The organism is Arthrobacter sp. R4-81, from assembly GCF_054792365.1.
In genome coordinates this window covers 3547389-3558540 of sequence record NZ_CP096445.1, presented here as the reverse complement: position 1 = coordinate 3558540, position 11152 = coordinate 3547389, and the positions used below count along the sequence as shown (strand labels likewise).

At 62.3% G+C, this 11152-nt stretch carries 11 protein-coding genes and 1 pseudogene; 5 read left to right on the top strand and 7 right to left on the bottom strand.

Going from position 1 to position 11152, the window contains the following annotated elements; translation table 11 throughout:
* Nucleotides 1-3: 3 nt before the first annotated feature.
* Nucleotides 4-1314, bottom strand: a complete 1311-nt coding sequence (dcm, locus tag M1E05_RS16420) for a DNA (cytosine-5-)-methyltransferase (RefSeq protein WP_461163580.1) — start codon at nucleotides 1312-1314, stop codon at nucleotides 4-6.
* Between the two features lie 638 nt (nucleotides 1315-1952).
* Here dcm and M1E05_RS16415 point away from each other — a divergent pair.
* The 3 genes from M1E05_RS16415 to M1E05_RS16405 all read left to right on the top strand — a co-directional run bounded on the left by M1E05_RS16415 (nucleotide 1953) and on the right by M1E05_RS16405 (nucleotide 5229).
* A complete protein-coding gene (locus M1E05_RS16415) occupies nucleotides 1953-3140 on the top strand; it encodes an acyltransferase family protein (protein WP_461163579.1) in 1188 nt (395 codons plus the stop codon).
* A gap of 304 nt (nucleotides 3141-3444) precedes the next feature.
* Nucleotides 3445-4665 (top strand): exonuclease domain-containing protein, encoded by a 1221-nt coding sequence (locus M1E05_RS16410; protein ID WP_461163578.1) that lies wholly within the window; start codon nucleotides 3445-3447, stop codon nucleotides 4663-4665.
* 27 nt (nucleotides 4666-4692) lie between these two features.
* A complete protein-coding gene (locus M1E05_RS16405) occupies nucleotides 4693-5229 on the top strand; it encodes a hypothetical protein (RefSeq protein ID WP_461163577.1) in 537 nt (178 codons plus the stop codon).
* A gap of 298 nt (nucleotides 5230-5527) precedes the next feature.
* On the opposite strand, the gene M1E05_RS16400 is transcribed toward M1E05_RS16405, so the two are convergent.
* The 4 genes from M1E05_RS16400 to M1E05_RS16385 form a co-directional block, all read right to left on the bottom strand.
* Nucleotides 5528-6106 (bottom strand): HNH endonuclease, encoded by a 579-nt coding sequence (locus M1E05_RS16400; RefSeq protein WP_461163576.1) that lies wholly within the window; start codon nucleotides 6104-6106, stop codon nucleotides 5528-5530.
* Nucleotides 6107-6221: 115 nt separating this feature from the next.
* Nucleotides 6222-6461: a hypothetical protein gene (locus tag M1E05_RS16395; RefSeq protein ID WP_461163575.1), complete on the bottom strand. Its 240-nt coding sequence runs from the start codon at nucleotides 6459-6461 to the stop codon at nucleotides 6222-6224.
* On the bottom strand, nucleotides 6458-6592 hold the full coding sequence (locus M1E05_RS16390) for a hypothetical protein (RefSeq protein WP_461163574.1): 135 nt from the start codon (nucleotides 6590-6592) through the stop codon (nucleotides 6458-6460). Before M1E05_RS16390 ends, M1E05_RS16395 begins: the two co-directional genes overlap by 4 nt.
* A 189-nt stretch (nucleotides 6593-6781) precedes the next feature.
* Nucleotides 6782-7861: a DMT family transporter gene (locus M1E05_RS16385; RefSeq protein WP_461163573.1), complete on the bottom strand. Its 1080-nt coding sequence runs from the start codon at nucleotides 7859-7861 to the stop codon at nucleotides 6782-6784.
* Nucleotides 7862-7894: 33 nt separating this feature from the next.
* On the opposite strand from M1E05_RS16385, the gene M1E05_RS16380 reads away from it, so the two are divergent.
* Nucleotides 7895-8527 (top strand): TetR/AcrR family transcriptional regulator, encoded by a 633-nt coding sequence (locus tag M1E05_RS16380; RefSeq protein ID WP_461163572.1) that lies wholly within the window; start codon nucleotides 7895-7897, stop codon nucleotides 8525-8527.
* 135 nt (nucleotides 8528-8662) lie between these two features.
* On the opposite strand, the pseudogene M1E05_RS16375 reads toward M1E05_RS16380, so the two are convergent.
* Nucleotides 8663-9619 (bottom strand): annotated as a pseudogene (locus tag M1E05_RS16375) (alkaline phosphatase D family protein); the annotation flags it as partial.
* A gap of 21 nt (nucleotides 9620-9640) precedes the next feature.
* Nucleotides 9641-10435, bottom strand: coding sequence for a carbon-nitrogen hydrolase family protein (locus M1E05_RS16370; protein ID WP_461163571.1), 795 nt, complete (start codon nucleotides 10433-10435; stop codon nucleotides 9641-9643).
* Nucleotides 10436-10467: 32 nt separating this feature from the next.
* Here M1E05_RS16370 and M1E05_RS16365 point away from each other — a divergent pair, with 32 nt between their 5' ends.
* Nucleotides 10468-11124, top strand: a complete 657-nt coding sequence (locus M1E05_RS16365) for a GntR family transcriptional regulator (protein WP_461163570.1) — start codon at nucleotides 10468-10470, stop codon at nucleotides 11122-11124.
* The last annotated feature ends 28 nt before the right edge of the window (nucleotides 11125-11152 follow it).

Sequence of the window (11152 nt, the reverse complement as noted above, 5' to 3'; positions counted from 1 at the left end):
TGCTCAGGCTGCTGCTTCCACAGCGGCCGTTGTGGCCGAGTCTTCATGTGCGCTGGCTGCTTCAAGTTCCGCCTGCTCCGCGTCTAGAGTCGCCTTGACCTGCATCAGGTGCGGTTTCATGATGCGCGCGACTTCTTGGAATACGGGCATGACGACGCTATTGCCGAACTGCCTGTAGGCCTGGGTGTCCGAGACGGGGATGACAAAGGAGTCATCGAAGCCCATGAGACGGGCACATTCGCGGGGCGTAAGCCTGCGGGGGCGCTGTCCTAGCTGCTCGACCAAGATTTCCGAGCCGTCCTTGTGGTAGCGGGCGGAGAGGGTGCGAGTACGGCCTTCGGAGTTGACGAGCCCGAAGCCAAACCCATTCCCGGCAGCTTTGTGCTTCTTGGCGTAATCCTGCAGGTACTTCCACAGGTTCTCCGTCAAGGTGAACTTGTCGTTGACCTTATTTTCTGCATGGTTGAAGTATTTGTCGCCATCGTGCGGCAGAACAGGTTCGGTGCCGTCGGTTCGGTGCAGGATGTCCCCGAGCTTGTGGCTGGTCTTCTCAGGGAGGACCAAGTCGTCCCACGTGAACTCGGTCTTCCTCGAAAACCCGACAATGATGATGCGCTCACGGTGCTGCGGGGTGAAGTGTCCGCCGTCGATCACCTTCTCATAGACGTCGTAGCCCAATTCGTCCCGAAGCACTGCCATGATGACCTTGAAAGTGTTCCCGCGGTCGTGAGACTTCAGATTTTTCACGTTCTCCAGCACAAATGCCGCGGGGCGGGTGGTTTTGATAATCTCTTTAAGTTCGAAGAACAACGTCCCTTGGGTCGGGTCTTCGAAGCCGTGAGGGCGTCCGAGTGAGTTCTTCTTGCTTACGCCGGCGATGGAGAACGGCTGGCATGGGAACCCGCCGAGCAGGACATCATGGGCTGGAACGTTGCCTTGCTGGCCGACGATGTCCCCGATGAACTCGTGCCCTTCACCGAAGTTCACCGTGTAGGTTTTTTTGGAAAATGCATTCCATTCAGCCGTGAACACGCATTGGCCACCATGTTTCTCAAAGCCTTGGCGTATTCCGCCAATTCCGGCGAAGGTGTCGATAAACGTGAAGTCCGGGTTTTCGTGAAGTTGGATTGAGGAGGGCGTCAGCAGCGACTCCAGCGCTGCACCAACGAAAGGTTTGGGCGTGTTCTCTCCGGCAGCCCATCGGGCAATGGTTCGGGTTTCCACCCCTAATGCTGAGGCCAGCTCGGTTTTCTTGAACCGTTCCAGTGCATGGGTGAGAAGAGTCTTGACCTGCTCGGGAGAATGTGACGTCATGGCGACATCCTGTCAGGTTTTTGACCTGGAACGCGAAAGGCGCGCGGATCGAACATGGATTCGATCCGTGCCCTCCTCATTGCTGACTTGGACGAAAGCAGACCACCCTCGACGAGGACGCCGCGGCTTCGGTGGCTCCTGAAAAGATTCGGTTGGCAGCGGCCGGGCAAGCGGACTCCCTGCTTGGCCGGACGCGTTCCTTGGCCTCGTTCGAGTAACGCCACGCCTCATAAAACCGCAAGGTGGATGCCGGCACCCATGGTCGAATTCCTGCCAGGTGCTGCCGCGCTCCAGTGAGATGTTCTCTGGCAGCTGGGCGGCGTCGATGAAGGCAGGATCAGGTGCCGGCCGACGCGGCTGGAGAAGCGTTGAGGCGCGGCAGTGGCCAAGCGGGGACGTTGAACTAATCCCCAACGACTAGCGTGCAATAGACCGATTCAGGGTTTGCGCTGCTGCTGTGAGTCCGCGCATCGCTCTACTGTCGACGGGACTGGGCCTGTGCGGTCTCGAGATCAAGACGTGTGTGAGTTCGAGGGGCTCAGTCCCACGTTTCAAGCATGTGTCCAGACTTCATTCAGGGCAGTTACCGAAACGTTATGTAGGCTGGACGGATGGATTTTAGGTCGAGCAGTGGAAAATTGTCAGCCCGAGAACGTCCCGCAGCCCCCGAAAACGGGCTGATCTCCGGGCGGAAGCACGCCCTCGACGGGCTCCGCACCGTGGCTGTGATCGGTGTTTTCTTTTTTCATACGGCTACGGAACTCCTTCCGGGCGGCTTCATCGGCGTGGACGTCTTCTTCACGCTCAGCGGCTTTGTGATCACCCTGCTGATCCTGAAGGAGCGGCTAGCCACCGGACGGCTGCCGCTCGGCATTTTCTATGCCAAGCGGCTGGCCCGGCTCTGGCCCGCACTCCTAGCGTTGTGCGCGGTGATCGTCGCCGTCGGTTTAGTCTGTCCGGACTCCGCGTGGGGCGGTCAAGCGGGGTTTGTCCTGCCGGCGGCCGCGTACGTCATGAACCTGGCCCACGTCGGCGTGTTCGGCGGCTCCATCACAGGGGAGACTCTCGGCCCAACCTGGACTCTCGCCGTGGAGGAGCAGTTCTACCTGGTGTGGCCGCTGCTCCTGCTGGTGATGTTGCGGTTCTGGAGAGTCCCGACCGTCGCCTGGGCTACTGCCGGCCTGGCGGCGGCCTTCCTGCTGGAACGGTCCCTGCTGGTTTTGGCCGGTGCGCCGCTGGGGCGCTTGTACAACGGGCCGGACACCAGGGCCGATGAGTTGCTGATCGGGTGTGCTTTGGCCCTGCTGTTCACCAGTATCCGCCCGGGTTCCACGCTTCACCTTTCCCTTCAGTCTGCTGCACGGCGGGGTGCGCCGCTGGCGGCCCTCACCCTGGTGGCAGCGCTGTTCCTGCTGAAGGAACCGGACACGCCGGGCCCTTGGTTCGACGCCTTCTGGGCCGCCGGCCCCACAGTGCTTTCCCTGTTGACTGCGATGCTGATCGGCTCACTTGTCCTGGAGCCCGCCGGCTTCATGGCACGGGTCCTCAGCCACCCCTGGCTTGCCGGACCCGGCCGTGACCTGTCCTATGCGATGTATCTCTGGCACATCCCTGTGTACCTCCTGCTGATGCCTTTGATTCCGGAATTGCCGCTACGCATCGCGCTGGCTGCGGCCCTGACCGTGCTGCTGGCCTACGCGTCCTTCCGCCTGGTGGAGCAGCCCCTCCGCCGCTGGGCAAACAAACGGCTGGAGTCCTCCGGCGATCACCCAGCCCGTGAGCACGTGGCGGAGCGTCAACTGGCGTCTGCTGGCCGCGGCGCGTAGTTTGTGGCCTCCATAGGAGACCGCTGGACTCAACCACCGGGTCCGACGGACTCAACGGCGGCGATCTAGTACTGGGGATGCCGCTGCCGCTAACCCCGCAAGGTGGACGTCGGGTGACCAATCGGGAACTAGGAGTCTGACCCCGCAACCGTGACGTTAGTCGCTGTCACGGCCCGTGCCAAGGAATACCACCCAAACTGTAGTGGCGTACCCCCAAGATGTCAGAGCTAAATGCGATAGTGGCACAGGCGCGGACCAAGAACTCTTCCGCAGTGGACGCAGTAGTCAATTAGGGGACAACACCATGAACGCAGGATTCGCCGTCGTCGATGTGGAAACAACCGGACTCTTTCCAGGGAGCCACCGCATTGCCGAGATCGCTGTGGTGCACGTCGATCCGGACGGTACGGTCAGTAACCGTTGGGAGACACTGGTGAATCCACAGCGGGATCTGGGGCCCCAGCACATCCACGGCATCCGGGCTGCCGACATCCTGCATGCTCCAGTTTTTGGTGACATCGCCCATGACGTGATGGAGCTGCTGGCCGGCCGAGTACTGGTCGCCCACAACGTTCACTTCGACTATCGCTTCGTTTCACACGAAATGGACCGCGCGGGTTTGGCGTTGCCGTTTGAAGTTCACGAATGCCTGTGCACGATGAAGCTGGCCCGCCATTACCTTCCCGGTGCGGGCCGCTCACTGAAGGACTGCTGCGACAGCTTCGGGCTGGATCTCGAAAACGCGCACTCGGCCGGTGACGACGCAGAAGCGGCCGCCCATGTTCTCAGCAACTACATCCGGATGGATGGGGAGAATCCGGAATGGTTCGCCTCCCTGGACAGGGCCTACTTTGCGTCGTGGCCCACGGTGGAGCCGAAACGTCTGCCGCGGGCTTTTCGTCGTTCAGGAAGCGAGCCCCAACCTCACTTCCTGGAAAGACTGGTCAACCGCCTGCCAGAGGTCGGGGGCTCTGACGAACACAGTGCATACTTGGCAATGCTTGACAGGGCACTCTTGGACCGGCAGATCTCGGCGTCTGAGGCGGATGGGCTCGTGACCCTTGCCGATTCCCTGGGCCTAAGCCGAAGCACCGCGGAACAGCTCCACATCAAGTACATGATTTCCATGCTCGCCGCCGCCTGGGAAGACGGAGTCATCACTCCCGAGGAGGCAGCTGACATTCGTCTTGTGGGCGATCTCCTCGACATCAGCCAAGAGTCCATTACTCAGGGACTTGCTGGGCCCGTCATCGGGCAGGACGAAGAAACGGGAGGGGCAGTCCAGTCCCTGGCGCTGGCAGCAGGTGACAAAGTTGTCCTCACTGGTGAAATGTCGCGGGATCGTTCTGACATCGAAGCTGACCTTCGCGCCGCGGGTTTTGCCCCTCACCCTGCCATCACAAAAGCGGTGAAGCTGCTGGTTGCCGCAGATCCGGACAGCTTGTCCGGCAAGGCGAAAAAGGCCCGCAGCTATGGGATTCCCGTCGTAGGTGAGGGCTACCTGCCGAAGCTGCTGCGGATTTGAGTTAAGCCCTGTTGCAAGCAAACTTTCATGACGCCACGAAATAAGGAATACCCATTGCAGATCAACCAATTAACGCTCCAAAACGACGGATTTATGGGATTTCAATCGTTCGAACAACTGGAAATCAAGCAGATTCCACAGATCCCTGGAATCTATGCAGTGCTCAAACCCGAGGGCTTCGAACGGTTGTTCCTTGCGGCAAGCGTGGGAGGACACTTCAAGAAGCAGGATCCATCCCTGCTCCAACCCGCCTTGGAAAAGGAATGGATTGAGGACGCGGATGTCCTCTACATCGGAAAAGCTGGTCCGGGAAGCAGCGGCAACCGGGGACTCCGAAAGCGCATTCAAGAGTTCGCTGACTTCGGCCGCGGCAAGCCCGTTGGCCATTGGGGCGGGAGGCTTCTTTGGCAGCTCGCCGGATCTCCGTCATTGATCATCGCCTGGAAAGAATTGGCAGCGGACGAGGTCAATTCCGCTGAAGCCGCATACCAGGCAGAGTTTGTCAGCCTCTACGGAAGGCTGCCCTTTGCCAATCTGGTCCAGGCCAAGATCAAGGGGATCTAGCAGGAAACCAGCGTGACCCTCATGGCGGGGGGAGAGAGTCACGAAACCGCGGCGCGCGCGGAACCGTGGCCACCCCAACCGCAACTCCATTGTTCCGGAACGCCTTCAACTCAGCGGTTGGGCGCTCACCCGGGACCATTAGTCCCGCGACATCGTTGGGGATCGGACATTCGGCCACGAACATCCATGTGGTCACTGTTGCTGCCTCCAAGGCTGCTCTCCATGAACTGGTGCGGGTCCAGCCAGCAGTGTCTCAACACCTCGTCATCTCTCGGGGCTTCCGCGCACTTGGCGTGTCTTAGGGGAGCGACCGCCGTTCGCCCACGCTGACAACGCCTTCGAACGCAACGTACTCCCGCCGTCGTCGTTCCAGTCTTTCCTGCTGGCCCGGCGAGGGGATCCTGGCGCCCTTCGTACGGTTGCATCTGGCGCAGGCGGCGATAAAATTCTGCAGGCTTGTGGATCCGCCTTTAGACCATGGATAGAAGTGGTCTCCGTGCTCAGCGGGCCGGGAACAGCGACGCCGGAACCCCGCCTCCATCTCACACAGGCCATCCGCCCGTGCCATACCCTGGCGACGCTGTTGACCCGTGAACCGCCTCACCGGGTCCCGACGTCGAACGTCTTGGGAAACGATGATGGCCGCCGCTATGGTCAGGACGACGACGAATATGCCGGGCACAGCGATCGCAGTCAGGACGCCATCGAACATTCCGCGAAAAATGGCGGTCACAGAAGGCAGGCCCTGACCAACCGCGGTGTTAGCCTTGTTCGGCATGAGCGCCAGGACAACTGAGGCGGCTAACCACAAGATCACACCCGTGTATGCCAGCTTCAGCGCCAGCCGGCCCCAGTAGATACGTTTCAGTTCCACCATCGAGCAGTTCCCCCATCAATCGTCAGCGTCGTCCATGCTGACGACCGACCGGTGAGACAGATCGTACCGCTCCTGCCAGGCTGTGGTTGTTTCACGACGAGACCCGCCCGCAGCCCTATGGGATTCCGATGCGTTGCCCCTCCGGGGGTGGGACGTCCTTGAACATTTCCTTCTGGTCTTGGGGTGGATTCGTGGCCAACACCATCCCGAGGTAGCCGACCAGGAACTTCTTGTCGAGCTGATCGATGCCGTGCGTCGCGCCCTCCTGCAATTCCTTCTCGGTCAGTACCCTGTCCACGACGGGCATCACCTCGGTGACTTCGCGGCGCAGGTGAACGTTGAGGACGGTCTTCAAGTCCTCGTAGCGCTCCGCGAGGTCCCGGCCAACCTCTGCCCCGGAGCCCCGTCCTGGATAGCGAAGGAGGCCTCCCTGCTCCCGATGACTATGAGGTATACGATCTGGTTGAGCAGCAGAAGTTCCTTCATGCCTCGCCCTCTGGCCGATTCTGACAAACGTCAACACCACCTACAAAGGTCGGAGATATTGCCTACTGGCCACCCGGGCTGGGCGTAGTGATCTTCGACCGCCAGGCCAGGCGGACCATCCCGGATTGGTTCTGCTCGGCAGCAACCTCGCTTCACGCACGCCTCGTCCGCACACCTCCGGCTCCTGCCCTAGCGACTGGTTTCTTCAAGGCGCTGGTGAAGGGGCGCTTCGCCTGTCTGGAAATCGGCGTCGACCGAATCGGCTGGGGAAGCGCAGGGGGAATGCGTGGAGGAACGCTCGGGCCACAGGACCAGTGCGACGGCGGCGGACCCGAGGACCAGGCCGGCGAGGGTGGCGGGAGTGAACGGTTCGGCAAACAGGAGGGCCCCGGCGACTGCGGTGGTAGGGGCAACCAGGAAGAGGAGGGCGTTAAGCCTGGTGATGCCGATCCGGCGGAGGAGGAACCAATACAGGGCGTAGGCAACGAGGGTGGGGACGATCGCGATCACCAGGGTGGAGATCCAGAAGGCAGGGGTGGCCGGCGGGGCTAGGGTTCCGGTGAGGCACGCGAGCAGGGCAACCGCCACGAGAGTGACGGCGGCATGCGTGGACAGGGTGGCAACCACGCCCAGGCGTGCCGAGGTGCGGCGCTCCACGAAGGTGGCCGTGACGAGGCTCGCGAGGGCGACGAGCGGGAGTAAGTAAGCGGGGCCCGGAGACGCGACTGCGGATGCGTCCGAAGCCACGATCAGGGCGACGCCACTGGCGCCGAACACGAGTCCAAGCCATTGGAGGGCGCGGACGCGGAGCCCGAGGAGCGGGCCGACGAGAGTGGCGACGACAAGTGGCTGGATGGCATCGATGAGCGCGGTGGTCCCCGACGAGACGCCGGCGGCGATGGCCAGGTAGATAGGTACGACGTAGCCGAATTGGGCGAAGAAGCCGATGACGATATGGGGACGGATGTCGCGCCAAGCCGGCAGGTCCGCGCCGGGAATGACTGAGCCGCGGGAGGGTCTCCCGGGGTGGTTTTGCGAACCGATGCCGCCCGCCCGACGACGGATGATGTTTTCTCGGAGGGCGGTTCCGGCGAGGGCGAGCGCCAGGATCACCGCGACAATGAGGAATCGCCAGAGGACCACCGTGAGCGCCGGGGCGCCGGCGGTGCCGATCTTGGCTACGAGAAAACCGGAACTCCAACTGAGAACGAAAGCGAGGGAAGCACCGATCAGGACAATGCGTTGGGGTATACCGCTCTGTTTACTCATGCCAATTAGTATACAGAACGGTATAGTGGATGCATGATGACCGAAGATCGCCGTAAAGAGCTGGCCCGAGAAGCGAGTCAGCTGCCCAAGTACACGAAAGGAGCGGAACTGGTTCTGCAGGCCGCGTCCGAGCTGTTCTACCGAGAAGGAATCCACGCGGTAGGGGTGGATACGATCGCCGCGGCGGCTGGCGTAACCAAGAAGACACTGTACGACCAGTTCGGTTCGAAAGAGGCCCTGGCGGTGGCCTACCTCCGACGGCGTGACGCCCGGTGGCGTGAGTACCTCGAAAATGAACTCGCGCAGGTACCCGCAGCCGGCAACGAGCAGATCCTCGCGATTTTCGACATCTCCGGGCGGTGGGCCATCGACAACAGCGACAAAGGGTGTTGCGCGATCAACGCGCGGGCAGAGACAGATGACCCGGAGAGCCCTATTGCGGCGGAAGCGATCCGCCAAAAGAAGTGGTTGAGGGACCTGCTCGAGCAACTGTGCAGGCAAGCGTCCGTTGCCGATGCTGCCCAGACAGCCGATGCGTTGATGCTTCTGTACGAGGGCGGGCTCGTGACAACGGGAATGCGTACCTTCCCGCAGCCCTTCGCGGTAGCGCGAAGCGCAGCAGCGCGACTGCTCGCGGCGATGTGTGGTACCTCGGCGAGGATGTGAACAACTATTGGAACGGGCATTGCTGAACCGCGCCGGAAGCCTTCTCCACGGAAAAGACGGGGCAAACGCCGGCATCCGGATGACTGCCGAGCAGCGCCCGGCCGGCAAAACCCGGTCGGGCGCTTCGCTGGGACGCTACCCCCGCGCCTGCAGCCCCGGCACCCCGTCCCGGATCTCGAACGACGCTTTCGTGCTGACGGGGGAGCCCGGCGTGGTGACGTAGTCCAGCACCCTGAAGTCAGCGGTCATCGCATCCTTCGTGATGCGGGTGTTCACGTAGCCGCGGTTGTCGTTGTAGAACTTCAGGTGCGGGTTCCAGGCCATCACGGGATCGGTGGTGGAGCCGGAGCCGTTGCCGGTGGAGGTGATGGAGGTGCACACCAGTTCGGAGCCGACCACGGGGGAGGCTGGGTCCTTGTAGTCCACCTTGACGTCGTTGGCCCAGTTGCGGTGCACGTCGCCGGTGAGGACCACTGCGTTGCGCACGTTCGCGTCCACCCAGCCCTGCGTGATCCGGCGGCGCGACGCGGCATAGCCGTCCCACCCGTCCATGGAGACGTCGTCGATGTCCGGCGCCTGGCTCCTGTCCTTCTCTGCGAAGAAGACCTGCTGGCCCAGGATGTCCCAGCGCTGGGTGGAGTTCCTGAAGCCATCCAGCAGCCACTTCTCCTGCTCCGCCCCGGTGATGGTGCGGTCCTCGGCCAGGCGTTCGGCCACGTTCTTCTTCCAGCCGTCCCCGGCGAGCTGATCGTCCCGGTACTGCCGGGTGTCCATCATGTGAAAGTTGGCCAGCTGGCCCCACTGGATGGTGCGGTAGATCTTCATGTCGAACCCGGTCGGCACGGACGAGGTCCGCAGCGGCATGTTCTCGTAGTACGCCTGGAAAGCGGCGGCGCGGCGCTGCCGGAAACGCTCGGTGGTGTCGTTCAGCTGGGCGGCGTCCGTGTTCTCCGGGACCTCGTCCGCCCAGTTGTTGTCCACCTCGTGGTCATCCCACACCACCAGCCACGGTGCGATGGCGTGCGCTGCCTGCAGGTCGGCGTCGAACTTGTACTGCGCGTGCCGCTGCCGGTAACCCTGCAAGGTGGAGGTTGTATTCATAGTTGTTTCGCCTCAGAGGCTTCGGGCGTTGGCCAGCACGGGCAGCTTTGCGCGGACGTCTTCCACCACCGTCGGATCGATGTCTAAAACAGCGAGTTCCGGCTCCGTGCCCAAGGTGAATATGGGTGACCCGAGGGGCGATATCACGGCGCTACGGCCAACGCCGGTGGGCGCGGCGCCGGTGGGCGGCAGGCCGATGCTCGCGGGATCGCCCTGTCCGCATGCCACCACGAACGTGGTGCTGTCTACAGCGCGGGCCCGGATCAGCAGGTCCCATTGCTCGGCCTTGCCTTCGCCGGCACCCCACGAAGCGCAGACGATGTTGACCTGGGCGCCGGCGCGGGCGTTGGCCGTGAACAGTGCGGGGAAGCGCACGTCATAACAGGTGGCGAGGCCTATCACCGTGCCATTGAGTTCAAAGGTCACCGGTGATGTGCCGGCGTCCACTGAATCGGACTCGGCGAAGCCGAAGGCATCAAAGAGGTGGATCTTGTCGTAGGACGTGTCGATCCCCGGACCGGTCACCAGCAGCGTGTTGCGCACGCGGCCGCCCGTTCCCGGCGTGAACATGCCCGCGACGACGGCGATGTCCAGATCCTTGGCGATGCTGCGGACGGCGGTGGCCCACGGCCCGTCCAGGGGTTCTGCAATGTCCGCCAGGCTGTTGCCGAAGGCCTGCATCGCCGCTTCGGGAAACACCACGAGCCCTGCGCCGGAGGCTTTGGCCCGCGTGGCGTATTCTCGAACCAGCTCCAGATTCGCTAGGGGATCCGCTCCGGTGATTACTTGGGCGACGGCTAAACGCATGAAATAACTCCAGTCTGTTGTATACATAATGTATGCGAAAAAGTTCGGTGACTGCGGCGTCCGGCCGGGAGAAGGCGTACGCGTACCTGCGTGAAAATATCCTCATCGATCCGGATGTGCAGGGAAAATTCCTCAATGAGCAGGAGCTGGCCGCCGAGATCGGTGTGTCGCGCACTCCGGTCCGGGAGGCACTCCTCCTGCTTGTCTCCGATGGTCTGGTGGAACTGATTCCGCAGCGCGGGGCCTACGTTCCCCCTGTAACGGGCCGCGAAATGTCGGAGCTGATGGAACTGCGGGGTGTGCTGGAAAGCCATGCAGCACGGCTGGTTATCGAACAGGGCCAGGTGCCTGCCGGGACGATGCAGGAAACGCTGGACCGGCAGGCCAAGCTTCCCCAGGACCTGGACGCGGAGGCTGCCCAGGAGTTCATCCGTTTGGATACCCTCTTCCACCAGCTGCTCATTGATGCCGCGGGAAACGAACTCATCTCCCGCACGTACAGCAAGCTCCATGTCCGGCAGATCCTGGTGGGTATCTCGGCCCTTTTCCGCACCGGCGGCCGGCGCGAGCAGGTGTGCGCCGAACACCAGGACATCCTCGATGCCCTGGTGTCCGGCGACGCGGCGAGGGCGCAGAAAGCCATTGACCATCACCTGGCTGTCACCCGGGACATCCTGCTTCGCACCTGAACTTCGCACCTGAACACGCACCTGACGA